Raw genomic sequence first — 15,002 nt, 5'->3', positions numbered from 1 at the left:
CCCACACCATCGTGAATTGCGATTCTGCCCAAGCGTCTCGAAACGTTTCGATATCTGGATACATAAGCTAAAGCGAACCGGTTTCCCTAGACGCGCCCCGTACACCCAAAGAGATCACGGGCTGACCATTTCCCCATCTTCTTTGACGAATGGCGACATGAGCGGTGGGGCTATCTCCAGCACAACCTCGGAAGGCCGGCACAGCCGCGTGCCGTACAAGGTCACCACAAACGGTCGGTTGACCAAGACGGGATGAGCCAGCATGGCGTCCAGGAGCTGGTCGTCGGTCACCGCGGGATCGCCCAGGCCGAGTTCAGCGAACGGCGTGCCTTTCTCGCGAGCAGCTTGCCGCACGCTCAGGCCGGCGGCCGTAATCAGCCCGACCAGCGTGGCCCGGTCGGGCGGCGTGGCGAGGTACGCGATCACTCGTGGCTCGATGCCCAGATGGCGGAGGAGGGCCAGGGTATTTCGCGACGTCCCGCAGTCGGGATTGTGGTAGATCGTTGCATTCATCGGGTCAAGCCTGGTCGGAATGGGCAGGGTGCTCAACGACCGCGGCCGCCTCGGCAAGGGCCGCGGCTTCCGCGGCGCCTTTCCGTTCGCTGTAGCGGTCCGTCAGGTAGCCGGAGCGGGCGCGGACCAGGTACGTGAACTTGATCAGCTCCTCCATGACGTCCACTACCCGATCATAAAATGGAGAAGGCCTCATCCGGCCCGCCGCATCGAACTCCTGCCAGGCCTTGGGTACAGAGGACTGATTGGGGATGGCAACCATCCTCATCCACCGGCCCAGCACCCTTAGCGTGTTGACCACGTTGAAACTCTGAGACCCACCGCAGACCTGCAGCACAGCCAGAGTACGACCCTGTGTCGGCCGGACGCTCCCCTCTTCCAGCGGCAGCCAGTCAATCTGGTTCTTGAACACGCCCGTGATCGTCCCGTGCCGCTCGGGGCTGATCCATACCTGACCCTCCGACCACCGCGACAGGGCGCGCAGCTCCTGAACCTTCGGGTGGTCCGGCGGCACGCTGTCGAGCATGGGCAAGTCCGCAGGGTCGAACACCCGGGTCTCTGCGCCGAGGTGTCGAAGGATGCGTTCGGCCTCCAGGGCCAGCTTGCGGCTGAAGGATTGTGGCCGCAGGGACCCGTAGAGCAGGAGGATCCGAGGCGGGTGGCCCCAGTCCTCGGCATGCACTAATCGGTCCTTCTGCGGGGCAGGGAGGCTGTGGGTCAGGTGGGGAAGATCCTGGGTCATGGCTTTTCTGACTTACAGTTCTATACTTATGGAAATCTCGAATTCTTGTCGGGAGAGTAGCATCCAGACCACCCCTGCCGTCTATCCTGTCCCCATGCCCGCGATTGCCCCTCCCCCGATGACGACCCCGGATGCCCTGAAGGCATTCGGCGCCCTGGCCCAGGAGAGTCGGCTGGCCATCTATCGATTGTTGGTTGAGCATGCTCCAGACGGGCTTCCGGCCGGCGTGGTTGGCGAGGTCCTCGGCGTCCCGAGCGCAACACTGTCGTTTCACCTGAAAGAACTGCTCCATGCGGGCCTGGTCACGAGCCGGCGAGACGGGCGCTTCGTCTACTACAGCGCGGCCCTCGAGACAGTGGACAACTTGATGAGCTTTCTTACGGCCAATTGCTGTGCGGCCAGTCGGCGATCGCGGGCACGGGCAACCGCGGCACATCGATAAGCTGACCCGGTAACGCGTGCGCCCATGGTTGCCGTGAAGTGAGTCGTGACTCGACCTACTTGAAGCTCAGGACGCTTTCGTGTGCTTCCATATTTGCGGACAGGGTTAAAGGCTTTTTGAGTACGTCGCAGCCGAACCAGTACAAAGACCATGCGCGGCCCAGAATGACCGCGCCCGCCAGGGCGAGCAATACCAGAAGGAAAACTGCCGTCGCGATGCGGTGCCTCGCAAGGAAGCGTAGCCGTGGGTGCATGGGCGTCTGTCTGCTCACCCGCTACCCGGCGCGGCAGGGGTTCCGGCATAGTCAATCACTAGCGTCACGCGCCGGTTAGCCTCCGCCCCGTCTCCCCACTTGTCCTCCAGGACCTGGCGGTCCTGGCCTTGCCATAGCTGACGGCCTTGACGCTGCCCGCAGATAGCCCCGTGGATATGAGGTAGTCACGCACCACGTTTGCACGTGCATGCCCAAGTCGCATGTTGTGGGCCTTGCTTCCGGCAGCGTCCGCAAAGCCTTCCACGGTCACCACGGCGTTGGGAAAATTACCGGAAACAATCTTCGCGAAATCGTCCAGGAGCGGTTTGTCTTCCTCGCGCAGCGTGGCATCGTTGAAGGCGAAGTGCGCTATGGCGTCCACGCGGATGCGTCCCTTCATCAGCGCGATTTTCGCGTCGTAGTCTGCGAAGCGCTGTCGCATCTGCTCAGAAAGGCTGTCGATCTCCTGCTGTTGCTTCTGGTCGGCGGCGCGCAACTCGGCGACCTTTGCGTCGAAGTCGGCTTTCTTGACGTATCCATTGCAGCCAGCAACAACTGCCAGCAGGAAGCAGGACGAAGCGAGGGTGAAACGCGTTCTCATTCCGCCATCGGGCTTGGACTGGGCGCATCATCCGCGCATCGCTGAGGCCCCGACCATGCAACAGCTCTCCTACGATAGTCCGTTTATGTCGACTCCCTCTGCCGTCAGCGACCTCTCCCGAGGCAGCGGAAAGACCTACCTTCAGGTCACCTGCGGTGACGTGACAGCGTGCCTAAGCGTTGAACTCACCGGTCAGGTGGTCTACGCCGAGGGCCTGCTTTGGCGCGACGGGTTGGTCCTTGGGGAGTTCTCGGGAGCGGTCCATGTTCGCGGTGCGTCGGTCGAACAGGCGATCCGCGAAGCAGTGGCGGCTCGGATGCGTCGAGCATGAGCACCATGCAGCGTCGTGTCGGTCACCACGGCATCGGATGAGGGGGCGCGCGACCTTGGCAGCGCGATACCCCGCTAGCGTAACGGTTGTGCTTTCGCGGAGCGCCATGGCGCTGAGAGAGACAACATGACCAAGCTTGCTGACGGCTCTCGACGTTCCGAAGCCTCGCGGGGGACCGTCGGCGAAGTGGCCGCGGTGTTCTTCAAGTTGGGGCTTGCCTCGTTTGGTGGACCGATTGCCCACCTGGGCTACTTTCATCGCGAGTTCGTGGAGCGTCGTCGCTGGATGGACGAAGGTCATTTCGGTCACCTAGTGGCGCTATGCCAGTTTCTTCCGGGACCGGCGAGCAGTCAGGTGGGATTCTCCGTGGGATTGGTACGCGCCGGCTGGATGGGCGGCGTGGCAGCTTTTTTGGCCTTCACCTTGCCGTCGGCCGTGCTGTTGGTCGCCTTTGCAGCCCTGAGCCAGCGCCTGCAGACCCCGCTCGGACTGGCGGCTCTCCACGGGCTCAAACTCGTGGCGGTCGCGGTCGTGGGACAGGGGGTCTGCGCCATGGCAAGGCGCCTGGCGCCGGATCGATCCCGGGCCATGATCGCGGCCGTAGCGGCCGCGTTGATCATCACCATCAACACGGCCGTGACTCAACTGGTGGTCGTGACGGCGGGTGCGCTGACCGGGCTATGGGCGGGCTCACCTATCGCGCATGGGGCCCGCCAAGAGGTCGCCCTAGGCTACGGCAACCGGGCCGGCTGTCTGCTGCTGGCGATCTTTGCCGCGCTCTTGGTGGTCGCCGTGCTGGTGCCGCAAGGATGGCCCGGACTAGTTCAGGTGGGAGCCGCTTTCTACCGCGCCGGCGCGTTGGTGTTCGGAGGCGGCCACGTGGTGTTGCCGCTGCTCCAGCACGACATCGTCGGCCCGGGGTGGGTCGGCAACGACGTGTTCCTGGCCGGTTACGGCGCAGCACAGGCGGTTCCTGGTCCCATGTTCGCCTTTGCGGCCTACCTTGGGGAACAGCTCGATGGCGGCAGGGGAGGCCTTTTGGGCGCGGCTGTCGCGCTGGTCGGGATCTTCCTGCCGGGACTGCTGCTGGTCGCCGGCGCCTTGCCGTTCTGGCAATCCTTGGCCCAGTACGACGCGGCCAAGCGGATGCTGGCGGGGGTCAACGCCGCCGTTGTGGGCCTGCTCGCCGCCGCGCTCTACAACCCGGTGTGGGTGAGCGCCGTGATGTCGCCGGGCGACGTTGCGGTCGCGCTGGTCGGCTTTGCCATGCTCGTCGGTGCCCGCTGGTCGCCTCTCGTCGTCGTGGCGTGGTGCGTCCTGGCGGCGATGGCGCGCGCGGCGCTCGGCTGAACGACGCGCCCCGTTAAGTCGGGTTTGGCCACCCTGAGGCCGTCGGGCCGTCCCCCGTCCGGTCATGCAGCACGCCGAAAGACGGTTCGTCTTCATTCCACCTTCGCTGAACTAAAAACTTCACCTAGTGCGAGCCGCAGAGGCACGGCGGAAAATTACACGTCTTTGAACACGGCAATCGTGATTAGGGATGGTTATCGGGGCTAGGGTGGGCGTCTGTTTCTCATCCAATGCGGACAGTGTCCGAGGAAGCGTTCATCCTTAGAAATTGGCGCCGTAGCGACATGCCGAGGCGCGCGCCCGAGGTAGCCCTAAAGGTAATCATAGTGGCCTTCAGGCTGCGGTGACCCAAGAACTACTGGATTGCTCGCATGTCCGTTCCGTTCGCAAGCGAGTGCGGGGGCGCGGCGAGGAGCGGTAGATTTGAATCAGTCCGGTGACAAACGGCATAATCAATCGTCAAACACGGATGTCAGCCAGCTATCGAGCAGGCCAAGACGTATGAACTGCAGGTCGACAGGATAGGGCGGATCACGCATCCAGTAGAAGATGCGTGGGCCGACATACAAATCGCGAACGACGGGTTGAGCCGGCCCCGGAGTTGGCCAACTCAACAGCGCCCGCAATCGTTCCATATGTTCGACAAGGAAGGCGTGCCGCCGCTCAACCTTGCCCACATGCCCCTCCCCCTTATGTTCACCGAAGATGTAGTCCCGCAACCGTCGCGCATCTTTCAGGCAATAGGCCGGCTTGTTGTATTTGCACTCCACCGTCACCCAAAGGTTCTGCTCAGGCCAGTACGCCAGGACGTCGAAGTCGCCCACGTCGCTGTAGCCCTCCTTTGGGAACCGCTTCTTGAAGTTGACGCCCGATAGCACATAGGTGGCATGCCGTTGCATGATCGTGAATGCCCGTGTTTCGAGCTCCTTTTCGATACGTCGCTTGATGGCGAGTGCAACAGAATCCACGTGGGGCCAAGGCAGTTCGGCCGGTGGATAGCCATCAGAAAGTGAACCGCCCCAGATGCCACGCGCGCGATAGGCTGCACCAGCACCCCAGGCAAGTCGGCCGTCCTCCAATGCGATCAACGGCCGGATCGAATAGCGATGGTCGCGCTTGCGGTGTTCCCATATTGGTACGTCTTGCTCGGCGGTTTCGCGACCGGCAAGCACACGCACGCGCTCCGGCGCGAGTGTTAAGAATTTAACTAAACGCTCGGCTTCCGAGGAATCGATGTCATGGAACATCTCGGTCAGTTTGGCGATCAGGGAGACCGGCGTAGCCTGATAGGACAAGTGCACGTCGTCCGGTCGTTCGTGCACGGACGGCCAGCGATAGAGTAGTTCCAGAGTCTGGAGCAGGTGCGTCAGCTTGAAGCCAGTGTCTCGCTGCATCGCTTCATTCAGCTGAATGACCTCCAGTTCAGATAGCGACGAGACTGCATCGTCCACGTCGCCGCCCCCCAGCAAATCGGTCGCCATTTCTCGACCAAAGCGTTCATGCCCATCGCTCGCGTAGAACACCTCGGGCACGAACGAGTCACTGAGATCGATCCCTCCGACATCGATTGCGTTATGAAGCGTGTCGCTCGCTCCATCGAGCACCATGAGCCAATCAATCTCGGCGACTAGTTCCGCTATTGACTCGGATGACGGTATCAAGTCACCGCCAGGCGGTGACGAAAGCGCCACTTCGAGCAAATACCGATAGTTCCGAACATTAGAAACGAACTTCGCGTGAGCCTCGGCGAGATCGTGCTCGCGGTCGAAGTCGACCTCGTGCGATAGGCTCATCCTGATGCGAAAAATCTGGCGGTCATAGTTGGCTACGAGCGCATCGAACTGTTCTATTGCAAATAGCAGCACGGGCGTTCGGGCCAGCCGACTGATCGATTGGTGAATCCGAGCTCGGTAGGCCTGACGGGCCGGGTCGATGATCGCCTTGGCCTCGGACAACTCGAAACGCCCCGGCGCAGCTCCAGATGCCCGGATGATGATGGCCAATTCGCGTCGTGCAGCCTTGAACTGAGCTGGCGTCGGCAGCACCGGATCGACATGATCGGGAAGGTCCACGGGGCGGTTCACCGCCTTTGTGGTGAATCGAGGCGGTCGCTTGCCGGACTCCCGAATCCTCTGGATTTCGCTCTCTGTCACAGCGATGCCAATCAGCGATGCAAGGCCGACGATCCAGGCAGCCACACCTTCCGCTTCGAAGCGTGCGTCATGTGCATCTTGAAGGCCGTGCCTCACGCACGCAAGATTCACGCGAACTTGTATGACTAGCGATTCCGGCGTGTCCTGTAGAACCTCCCACTCACACAGAACTGGCTTGTCATGCAGTGTTTCGTCGTCAGCCCTTTGAGAGGGTAGTGTGGCCTCATCAGCGAGACACCTCGTAACTACACGCGCTCGGAATAGCTGAGGTGGAAGCAGGGTGCGGCGCTGAACCATCGCATCGGCCAGCATATGGATAAATGTTTCGAGCAGGCGACCATCCTCTAATGGCAGATCCTGCGCGTAGGCATTCAGCATGAAATGCACGCTAGTAATCGGCAGGTCTGCGACCCAATCCAAATCCCATGCCGCTCGCGCCTTGAGACAGAGCAAGCCGGCTCCATCGCTGGATGGCTCCACCAGCCAGGTGGTTGGGTCGTCATCCGGGAAGTGCGCGGGAGCCGATCGCCAAAATTTCGCTTGTTCCTCAAAGCGCCAATTCGACCCCCAGTGTGGGTCCAGAAAAATCATGTTAGGCGTGACGGCTCCCTCGATAAGCGTGCCGTGTGACTGCCGGAACGCGGCAAACTGATCCACGGGACCGCTAAATGGAACCAGGAGCTGACTCTGGTGCTGGTCAACGAAACGAAAGTACGCCATCAGCTCTTCCAACCCTTCGGCCGCCTGGATGATGGAAACGAAGTCCGGTAAAAAGTAGAGGCGTACGGTGGCTGGTGGATGAGATATCGGTGCAGGATCAATTGCCGCTTCGGCCGTCACCACAATGAAGCTGACCTCGACGGCATCGCGCGTGGCATCGGCCAGTACCACAAGCTCCCTGTCGGCCAGATCCATGGCGATGATCGAATGGTCTTTGGCAAACAACGCTCGGAGTGTTTGTTCGATTTTCGCTGCACCTGGAACTCGATCCGAACTCAGCACCACAACCAACCAGAGCATGTCTTCGTGACGAAAGGCCGTTGATACCTCTACGAACTGCCTGGATCCATCTCGGAGCGCGATGCGGTAGGGTCCAGGGGCTGCATGACGTATCCGCCCTTGTACGAACGCTGCCAGGTTGGCCGAGACGCATCGCTCTTGGGTGCGAGGGTCTGCTAATGCGCGACGTTCCCAATGGTGCATGGCTGTACTAACCGCGTCACGCGGCGACAGAGGCAACGTTTCACCATGGATATCCAGCAGAACATAGGGCAGCCCCTCACCGCTTAGGAAGGCCTCCCCGAAGGGGATCATACGTTTCTTGAGTGCCGGAGTCCCCAAGGGCACCGTCAGGTCCGCAGTGAAAGGAAAGGCGGCCATCGTGCGCGCCAGCACGGGCAACGCTGCGTGACACTGTCCCCAAAAAGAGTCGCTGGGCACATGCAGATCACCGCGTCGCGCCATGCCCGGCTCTGCCAGCGCCGGATCATCAATCATCGACAGCAGAGCGTCCTGCAGCATCAGGGCGCTGTTCACGTCACGAACTGCCGCACTGTTGGCCGGATACGCCAGGCGGAACGCATCGATGAAGTCAGTGATGCGCTCCACCGTTCCGCCATAAAACACTTTGACTGGCATGCCGTCCACGACCGACTTGATTTCACCCCAGTCGCGCTCAGGGGTGTAATCCTCCAACGTAGGGAACTCAGGTAGGAGTCCATACATCTCGTCGAGGAATTGCATCAGGTCGACATGGCTGTCGATGTTTCGGTCACCGGTAAAGTGTTCCGGAGGGATCGAGGCCAACAGGGCATAGGCGAAGATGTGCTTGACGCGTGCCGCGATATTGAGTGGCCACAGATCGGACGCCAGTAGCGCGACATACACTTCGCGGGCATGGAAGCCGGTGAAGAGGGTCTCTAGTGCCGACTGAGCAGCATCGTATGATTCCTTCGCTGGGGAGATGCGGGGTGTAGCCAGGGGCTGACGACGGCACTTGTGACGCGCCACTTTCTTCTTCGAATACTTCTTGGCCATTCTTTTCCACCTTCTGTGTTCGAATGCCGTAAAATTCGCCGGCCGAAAGCGGACGGCTGCACAGGGCGATTAGTCGGTGTTATCGCGGGTATCAGCCTGACTCAGATCGCGGCTAGGACGCTTTTTTGGCGCGCGTCCGCGCAGCTTTCTTTGCCGCAGCCTTCCGTACCGCCGGACCTTTCGTCTTTGCGGCCCTCTTCGCCGCTGCGGACTTGCTCGCCGACGTGCGCTTGGCCGCACTCTTCTTCGCGTGAGCCGACAACGCACGCTTGGATGCTGCGGCGGCGCCCTCCCGCTTGAGCGCCTTCGTGCTTGCTCGTTTGCGTGCGGCCGACTTCTTGGTGGCGGCTCCCAATGAGCGTTTCTTGGCAGCAGCTGTGTCCTGGGCCGCCTTCTTCTTTGTCGACTTGCTCGCCGTTTTGGATGGTTTGGCTTTCACGCCAGCCCGGCGCGCCTCGGACAGGCCTATGGCGATGGCTTGTTTCGTCGAGCGAGCGCCGTGCTTTCCTTTGCGGATGTGTTCGATTTGTTCGTGCACGAACTCACCAGCTTGCGTCGAGGCTGATTTGCCTTCACGCTTGTCTTTGGCCGCTTTCGCGATGGTCTTTTTTTCGGGCATGGCAGATTCTCCTGCGGCGAGTGGGTGGACCTATGATTCAGCGCGCAGCCTACTGCGCCACCGTGTGACGCGCGTGTGCCGTGGCCATCAGAACTGCGGTCGTTCCACAGCGTGGAGTGCATCGGAAAGCGCGAAGATGGCGGCTCCGTACCCCCATCGCGGCGAAGAACCTTCGGGGCCCATCTGGTCTATGACCTGCGTCGCTGCCCGTTGAACGGATGTAAGACCAAGGACGAGGGCCAGGCGCGCCATTTCTCGAGCACGAAACCGGACCTCCGTGAGGTCGTGGCTCAGCAGAGCCTCGCGCAGGGCGTCTCCTTCATCTTGGAGGGTGAGCACGGTGATGTGGGCATCGTTTTCGGCCATGCGTGCAGTGTCGCGCATGTGTGTCCCCAAAAAGTATGGCAAAACTGGTCGGTTAGCGCAGTTTGTGCCGTCCCATCACCCGATGCTTACACGCCAAGCGGCTCAGTGGGACAGACTGGCAATCCGCTCATCTCAGGAGCGATATCCGATGCAGAACCCAGCTTTGGTCGGTCGCCGCTATTTTGTCCTCGAAGACGACTATTTGATTGCCAGCGCGCTGGCGGACCTCTTGGCTTCCCAAGGCGCGGAAGTGTGCGGCCCGGTGTCCAATCTAGCGGACGCCGCAGCGGCCTTGAGGGGGGGGCGATTTGGACGGCGCGTTGCTGGATATCGATGTACACGGGCAGACCTCCTACGGCATTTTTGAGGCCCTTGAGGAACGAGGCGTCCCTTGCGTGTTCGTGACGGCATTCACCGCCGAGCACATCCCCGCCGCTTACGCGCATGTGCCGCGGCTCGAAAAGCCCATGGGCAGTGGCGCCGTGCTCGCGGCCCTACGCGAGTTAAGCACAGGTCCTGCGCGGGCATAGCGCCACCGCTCTGCCCGACAGCGTCTTCACCAATGTGAGGGCGGCTGATTCAATATTGGACAGCGCACGCCGAAATAGAAAGGGACACCGGATTCCCCACCGGCAGCGATGGGTTGGTGCGCATGCTTGGAAAAGTATTGTGGTTCCACGATGAGTTGCGCATGGCGCTTATCGAGCGTGCCGGCGGCTTCACAGTGGGCTCGGTCGAAAGCGGATTCTTGACCCTGGGCGGGCAAGTGGAAGGCGACGGCTGGCACGAGGGGCCTACCGTCTTGAAGGACCTGACCACCCAAGGCCGCGTTGTGTTTTTGGTCGAGGCTGATGCGGAGACGGAGGAGGAAGCCAACGAGCTGCTGGGCTTCCTGCGCGGATAGCGTCAGCGCGCGCGCCGCACCAGAGTGATTTTGCCGTTGGGCTCAAGGCGCCCGATGACTACCTCCCGTTCGTACTCAAGGCCGGCTGCATGTAGCGCTCGGTCCAAGGCGGGATCGGTCAGGCTTTGGCTGCGCATCGCGGCGCGGTCGCGTTGTCCCTCCCGCACCAGCAGGGTAGGAAACCCTTCCATGACCCGATTGAACCACGGCGCTCTGGCGGACGCCCAGGCTATAGCTTTGTCCGTCACCTGAATGCCTGCGACGCCGAGAAACGGGCCCAGCATCCCTTGGTCCTCGCCAATGTCATCTCCATCAAATCTTGAAGAAGCGTGGATGCCACCTTGAGATGGCGGTTCTAACGTATGTCCCGCCACACCAGCCTCCGTCCCATAGCCAGGTCCCCATGCAACGATATCTTCATTCCCGTTCCGCTCGCGCCGCCGGCGTCGCTTGCCTCTTCGCGATGGTTTCTACCGCCCGCGCTGACGAGTCACCGACCGCTCCTGCCGCCGGCGCCCTGCAAGCGTCCTTCGGCGTCGCCGCCATCACCGCCCCCCGATATGCAGGCTCGGACAAGACCTTCGTCCAGGCCGTGCCATTGATCTCGGTCCAGAAGGGTCCTTGGTTCATCGATTCGCTGCGTGGCGTGGGTGCCCAATACCAAAGCGAAAGTGGCTTCTCGGCCAGCGAGGCCTTTCACTATGACTTCGGCCGCGTGGACCGGGACAGCAATCTGCGCCCCGGCTCGCGCACCCTCAGGGGAATGGGCGACGTTACGGGGGCGGTCGTGAGCCGCACGACGGTCGCCCAACGGTTCAATTCCATCCTGTCGGCCAGTGTGGAAGCCGAATACTCGCTCAAGGATGGAACGCACCGCGGTCGGTACCGCGCGGGTGTCGAACTGGGGCTCGTGCAGGAAGAGACGGACATCGTGACCGTGAACGCGGACCTGCATGCGGGAAACGCCGCGTTCAATCGCGCGTATTTCGGCGTGACGCCGGCGCAGGATGCCAAAAGTGGCTTTGCCGCTTACAAAGCGGCCTCCGGCCTCTACGCGTATTCAGCGAGTGCAACCTGGACGCATGTCTACAGCCCGCATTGGTCCAGCAGCATCGTGTTACGCGGCACGCATTACATGAACGAGGCGGGCGACAGCCCCATCGTCAAGCGGCATACCGCCCTGGGGACGGCGCTGGCGGTGAACTACTCCCTCTGATGCGTGGGCGGCAGGGTCAGGCTCACGACCAGCCCGCCGCCGTCCCGGTTGTGAATCGCCATCGAGCCCCCGTGCGCCTCGACGATCACGTTCGCGATCGCCAAGCCCAGGCCGCTACCTCCTGAATGACGACCGCGTGAGTGCTCGGCCCGCCAGAAACGGTCGAACGCGCGTGGAAGATCGTCGGGGGTGATGCCAGGACCACGATCCTGCACGTCGATCGTGAGCGCGTCCTCAGTGCGACGCAGGCAGAGCAGCAGCTCCTTTCCCACGGCGGCGTAGCGAAGCGCATTCTCGATCAACACGGAAATGACCTGCCCGATGCGGCCCCGGTCGCCATGCCACTGGATGGCCGGGGCCGCATCCAGTGTCGCCATCATGCCGGCTTCCTCCAGGGCGAGCGATGACCAAGTCATCCGCTCGATCATGAGTTCGGTGATGTCGAAAGGCTCGTGCACCAGCCGAAGTTCGCCAGCCCTGGCCATCGACAGGAAGTGGAGATCGGAGACCAGCCGGTTGAGCTGGGTGAGTTGTCGATGGATGAGCGTGAGCTGCGCGGCTTCCGGCGCGAACACCCCGTCGAGAATGCCCTGGACGCGGCCCATCGCGGCGTTCAGGGGCGTGCGCAGTTCGTGCGCCAGGATGGCGCTGGACTCGAGCACCTCCCGCTCGTAGCGGGAAAGCTTTTCGCACATCGCATTGAAGTCTTCCGCCAGTCGATTCAACTCCAGCGGTGCGCCCGGAACCAGCTCGGCGCGTGCCGAGAAGTCGCCGCCGGTGACACGGCGCGCCGTGGCGGCGACGATCGAGAACTGGCGCGACAGGGGACGCGAAGCGACGAAGCCCAGCACGACGATGAGCGGAATCGAGGCAAGCACCAGGCCGTAGAAAATCAGCCAATCCGTACCGACGAGGCCAGGCACGAGATCCTGCACCTTGTAGTACTGGCGCAGGTATCCCCACAACGCCTGATCGTTCTCTTCCGGCGACTTGCTCAACTGCGCGATTTTCGCCAGCGTCTCCGGTGGGATTCTCCGCTCGATGGCATACGCCTCCATGGCAAAGCGCAGCCACATCAGCAGTGCGATAAGGAGCACGACCCCCACGGCGAGCATGCTCATGCGCACGGCCACCCAGCGCCACAGGGAACGAGGGCGCCCCGACCGCCGCTGCGGCTCGTGCGTCATCGGTACCGGTATCCGACCGACCGGACCGTCACCAGGACGCCGCGCACGTCCACCGCTTCCAGCTTTCGGCGCAGGTTGTGCACGTGGGTGTCGACCACTCGCTCCAGCGCATCGCTGTCGGGCAGGCAGGCTTCCAGTAATTCGACGCGGGTGAACGCCTTGAACGGCGTCTTGACCAGCAGGGCGAGAATACCGAATTCAGTGGGGGTGAGGTCCAGTGTCACCTTGCCGCGCACCGGGTGGTCCACGACGGCCGTCACGGCCTGCATATCCACGACCAACGGACCATCGCTGAAGGTGGTGCCCGAGGACGACGGCGGAACGGCGCGTCGCAGCACGGCGTGTACGCGAGCCACGACTTCCCTCGGACTGTACGGTTTGACGATGTAGTCATCCGCGCCGTAACGCAGCGCTCCGATCTTGTCCGGCTCATCGCCAAGGGCGGTAAGCATGAGGACGGGCGTCTGGCTGGTACGGCGGATCGTGCTGAGCACATCCGTGCCACTCACCTCGGGCAGCATGATGTCCAGCAGCACGATGTCCGGCTTCCATTGGGCGTGGGCATCGATGCCCTTTCGACCATCCGAAGCGATATGGACGTCGAATCCGTCCTTTTCGAGGTAGGCCTGGAGGATGCTTGCGCTATCGGCATCATCTTCGACGACGAGCACGCGTCGGCGCATGGAAGGCTCCCTTGATCATATCTTGAAGAAAGGCCGATGAAGCCTTCAGAAAGCTCGACAACAATGCGCGCAGCTTATCATTCAAGGGCTATCCTGTGCGCCACCGCCAACCTGTCGACCGCCTGTTCTGGCCCCATTCGGTTCCCCTGGTTCTCGTGGCGCTGGCTTGTGCATGCCTCTCGGCCTGCTCCCTGGAGCCCACCTACGAGCGGCCCGTCGCTGCCATCCCGCCGACCTTCAACGCGTATCGTGCGCCCGCGGCCGCTGGCGCCGGAGAGGTGCCACCGGACACCATGCTCACGCCTGACGAAGCACGGTTCATCGCCTCGTTCTCGCCCGATGGAGAGGGCGCGCGCATCGTCGCCATTGCCTTGGCCGGCAATCCCGACATGCGCAAAATCGCCAATGAGGTGGCGCAAGCTCGTGCGCAAGCGGCATCCGCGCGGTCGTCACTTTTCCCCCAGGTGGGTGCCGTTGCTCAACGCGACCGCGTGCATCTGGACGATCCCGGCGCCCAGGCGCTGTTGGGGCGTGATTTCACCTCGGCAACGCTCGACCTGCATGATGAACTGGACTTCTTCGGGCGATTGAACTCCCTCTCGGAAGCGACCGCGCATGAATACCTGGGCAGCCAGGCAGGGCAGGTCGAGGCACGCGGCGCGCTGATTGCCGAGGTCCTCGGTGCCTATGTCAATGAGCGGGCCGCCGCGGAGATCGACGCCAAGCTTCGATACGCCGATCAGGCGGCGGATGCGCTCCTGGCCAACGCGGAAAAGCAGCGGTCCGTCGGCACGTTCTCGGTTGACGATCTGCAGGTTCGACGCGACCAGGCGATGAAGGTCCACCTCGCGCGCATGGAGGCCGATCGCAAGCAGGCCGAGACGCTGCGCTATCTGCAATCGCTCGGTGGTTACCGGTTGGCATCGCCGGCATCCGACCTGGGCTCACTGGGCAGGACCGACACCATGTCCGAGCGGCTGGCCTCGTTGCACTCGGATGTGCTCCTGTCACGGCCGGATGTCGTACGCGCGGAAGAGCGCCTGCGCGCGGCGAATGCGAACATCGGTGCCGCACGCGCGGCATTCTTCCCGTCGATCCAGTTGTCCTCATCCGTGGGACACGTTTCGTCGGACCTGGATCACCTGTTCAGTGCGAACACCGGGGGATGGACCTTTCTTCCCCAACTGAACCTTCCCTTGTTCGACGGCGGGGCGCGCCGTGCGGACCTGGATCTCGCCAAGGCGCGTAAGCATTCTGCGGTCGCCGATTATGAGTCGACGGTGCAACACGCTTTCCGTGAGGTGGCCGATGCGCTGGACGAACGGGAATCGGCCACCGCGCGCATGAGCCGGATGCAACCGATGTGTCGCGCGGACGCCGAGCGCCTGGAGAAGGCTCTTGCCCGACACGCCGAGGGCCTCGAAGACCCTTCCGGGTTGCTCGCCCGCAGCATCGATGCCGCCCAGGTCCAGATGGACTGCCTCTCGGCGCAGCGCGATCAAGCGCTGAGCAGGCTGGCCGTCTTCCGGGTTTTTTACGGCGTCGTCTTGCCTTCGCATCCCCCTGCGGACCCAGCGCGCGGATAGGGCGCGGTTCCGCTCCCTT

15 protein-coding genes are annotated in these 15,002 nt (G+C 62.4%); 6 read left to right on the top strand and 9 right to left on the bottom strand.

Going from position 1 to position 15,002, the window contains the following annotated elements; translation table 11 throughout:
* Positions 1-114: 114 nt before the first annotated feature.
* Positions 115-513: an arsenate reductase (glutaredoxin) gene (gene arsC, locus VGN46_RS09115; RefSeq protein WP_331642913.1), complete on the bottom strand. Its 399-nt coding sequence runs from the start codon at positions 511-513 to the stop codon at positions 115-117.
* A 4-nt stretch (positions 514-517) separates the two neighbouring features.
* Positions 518-1,255, bottom strand: a complete 738-nt coding sequence (arsH, locus tag VGN46_RS09110) for an arsenical resistance protein ArsH (RefSeq protein WP_331642910.1) — start codon at positions 1,253-1,255, stop codon at positions 518-520.
* Between arsH and VGN46_RS09105 the strand changes: the two genes are divergently transcribed.
* Positions 1,254-1,697 (top strand): ArsR/SmtB family transcription factor, encoded by a 444-nt coding sequence (locus tag VGN46_RS09105; protein ID WP_414675241.1) that lies wholly within the window; start codon positions 1,254-1,256, stop codon positions 1,695-1,697. The genes arsH and VGN46_RS09105 overlap by 2 nt on opposite strands.
* A gap of 317 nt (positions 1,698-2,014) precedes the next feature.
* On the opposite strand, the gene VGN46_RS09100 is transcribed toward VGN46_RS09105, so the two are convergent.
* The gene (locus VGN46_RS09100; protein WP_331642908.1) at positions 2,015-2,551 is read right to left on the bottom strand and encodes an OmpA family protein; all 537 of its coding nucleotides are present in this window, start codon (positions 2,549-2,551) and stop codon (positions 2,015-2,017) included.
* 85 nt (positions 2,552-2,636) lie between these two features.
* On the opposite strand from VGN46_RS09100, the gene VGN46_RS09095 reads away from it, so the two are divergent.
* Entirely contained in the window at positions 2,637-2,882 is a 246-nt protein-coding gene (locus VGN46_RS09095) for a hypothetical protein (RefSeq protein WP_331642906.1), read from the top strand.
* A gap of 126 nt (positions 2,883-3,008) precedes the next feature.
* Positions 3,009-4,232: a chromate efflux transporter gene (chrA, locus tag VGN46_RS09090; RefSeq protein ID WP_331642904.1), complete on the top strand. Its 1,224-nt coding sequence runs from the start codon at positions 3,009-3,011 to the stop codon at positions 4,230-4,232.
* Between the two features lie 452 nt (positions 4,233-4,684).
* On the opposite strand, the gene VGN46_RS09085 is transcribed toward chrA, so the two are convergent.
* The 3 genes from VGN46_RS09085 to VGN46_RS09075 all read right to left on the bottom strand — a co-directional run bounded on the left by VGN46_RS09085 (position 4,685) and on the right by VGN46_RS09075 (position 9,425).
* On the bottom strand, positions 4,685-8,422 hold the full coding sequence (locus VGN46_RS09085) for a hypothetical protein (protein WP_331642902.1): 3,738 nt from the start codon (positions 8,420-8,422) through the stop codon (positions 4,685-4,687).
* Positions 8,423-8,534: 112 nt separating this feature from the next.
* Positions 8,535-9,041, bottom strand: a complete 507-nt coding sequence (locus VGN46_RS09080) for a DUF6496 domain-containing protein (RefSeq protein ID WP_331642900.1) — start codon at positions 9,039-9,041, stop codon at positions 8,535-8,537.
* An 87-nt stretch (positions 9,042-9,128) separates the two neighbouring features.
* Entirely contained in the window at positions 9,129-9,425 is a 297-nt protein-coding gene (locus tag VGN46_RS09075) for a hypothetical protein (RefSeq protein WP_331642898.1), read from the bottom strand.
* Between the two features lie 634 nt (positions 9,426-10,059).
* On the opposite strand from VGN46_RS09075, the gene VGN46_RS09070 reads away from it, so the two are divergent.
* Positions 10,060-10,311: a hypothetical protein gene (locus tag VGN46_RS09070; protein WP_331642895.1), complete on the top strand. Its 252-nt coding sequence runs from the start codon at positions 10,060-10,062 to the stop codon at positions 10,309-10,311.
* A 2-nt stretch (positions 10,312-10,313) separates the two neighbouring features.
* Here the strand turns inward: VGN46_RS09070 and VGN46_RS09065 are convergent, their stop codons facing one another.
* On the bottom strand, positions 10,314-10,595 hold the full coding sequence (locus tag VGN46_RS09065) for a YetF domain-containing protein (RefSeq protein WP_331642893.1): 282 nt from the start codon (positions 10,593-10,595) through the stop codon (positions 10,314-10,316).
* Between the two features lie 119 nt (positions 10,596-10,714).
* On the opposite strand from VGN46_RS09065, the gene VGN46_RS09060 reads away from it, so the two are divergent.
* On the top strand, positions 10,715-11,527 hold the full coding sequence (locus tag VGN46_RS09060; RefSeq protein WP_331642891.1) for a MipA/OmpV family protein: 813 nt from the start codon (positions 10,715-10,717) through the stop codon (positions 11,525-11,527).
* Here the strand turns inward: VGN46_RS09060 and VGN46_RS09055 are convergent.
* A complete protein-coding gene (locus VGN46_RS09055; RefSeq protein WP_331642889.1) occupies positions 11,515-12,714 on the bottom strand; it encodes a sensor histidine kinase in 1,200 nt (399 codons plus the stop codon). The genes VGN46_RS09060 and VGN46_RS09055 overlap by 13 nt on opposite strands.
* A complete protein-coding gene (locus tag VGN46_RS09050) occupies positions 12,711-13,397 on the bottom strand; it encodes a response regulator (RefSeq protein ID WP_331642887.1) in 687 nt (228 codons plus the stop codon). Before VGN46_RS09050 ends, VGN46_RS09055 begins: the two co-directional genes overlap by 4 nt.
* A gap of 95 nt (positions 13,398-13,492) precedes the next feature.
* Between VGN46_RS09050 and VGN46_RS09045 the strand changes: the two genes are divergently transcribed.
* Complete coding sequence (locus VGN46_RS09045) at positions 13,493-14,983, top strand: efflux transporter outer membrane subunit (protein WP_331642885.1); 1,491 nt, start codon at positions 13,493-13,495, stop codon at positions 14,981-14,983.
* Positions 14,984-15,002 lie beyond the last annotated feature (19 nt).

This window comes from Luteibacter sp., assembly GCF_036500425.1.
Taxonomy (GTDB): Bacteria; Pseudomonadota; Gammaproteobacteria; order Xanthomonadales; family Rhodanobacteraceae; genus Luteibacter.
The sequence above is the reverse complement of the archived record's forward strand: the minus strand, read 5'-3'. Positions and strand labels throughout refer to the sequence as shown.

Excerpts from the sequence above, each read along its gene's own strand:
- VGN46_RS09050 (WP_331642887.1), bottom strand. The coding sequence starts at position 13,397 with ATGCGCCGACGCGTGCTCGTCGTCGAAGATGATGCCGATAGCGCAAGC.
- VGN46_RS09075 (WP_331642898.1), bottom strand. The coding sequence starts at position 9,425 with ATGCGCGACACTGCACGCATGGCCGAAAACGATGCCCACATCACCGTG.
- VGN46_RS09055 (WP_331642889.1), bottom strand. The coding sequence starts at position 12,714 with ATGACGCACGAGCCGCAGCGGCGGTCGGGGCGCCCTCGTTCCCTGTGG.
- VGN46_RS09060 (WP_331642891.1), top strand. The coding sequence starts at position 10,715 with ATGCAACGATATCTTCATTCCCGTTCCGCTCGCGCCGCCGGCGTCGCT.
- VGN46_RS09100 (WP_331642908.1), bottom strand. The coding sequence starts at position 2,551 with ATGAGAACGCGTTTCACCCTCGCTTCGTCCTGCTTCCTGCTGGCAGTT.
- VGN46_RS09085 (WP_331642902.1), bottom strand. The coding sequence starts at position 8,422 with ATGGCCAAGAAGTATTCGAAGAAGAAAGTGGCGCGTCACAAGTGCCGT.
- arsC (WP_331642913.1), bottom strand. The coding sequence starts at position 513 with ATGAATGCAACGATCTACCACAATCCCGACTGCGGGACGTCGCGAAAT.
- VGN46_RS09070 (WP_331642895.1), top strand. The coding sequence starts at position 10,060 with ATGCTTGGAAAAGTATTGTGGTTCCACGATGAGTTGCGCATGGCGCTT.
- VGN46_RS09105 (WP_414675241.1), top strand. The coding sequence starts at position 1,254 with ATGGCTTTTCTGACTTACAGTTCTATACTTATGGAAATCTCGAATTCT.
- chrA (WP_331642904.1), top strand. The coding sequence starts at position 3,009 with ATGACCAAGCTTGCTGACGGCTCTCGACGTTCCGAAGCCTCGCGGGGG.
- arsH (WP_331642910.1), bottom strand. The coding sequence starts at position 1,255 with ATGACCCAGGATCTTCCCCACCTGACCCACAGCCTCCCTGCCCCGCAG.
- VGN46_RS09080 (WP_331642900.1), bottom strand. The coding sequence starts at position 9,041 with ATGCCCGAAAAAAAGACCATCGCGAAAGCGGCCAAAGACAAGCGTGAA.
- VGN46_RS09065 (WP_331642893.1), bottom strand. The coding sequence starts at position 10,595 with ATGCTGGGCCCGTTTCTCGGCGTCGCAGGCATTCAGGTGACGGACAAA.
- VGN46_RS09095 (WP_331642906.1), top strand. The coding sequence starts at position 2,637 with ATGTCGACTCCCTCTGCCGTCAGCGACCTCTCCCGAGGCAGCGGAAAG.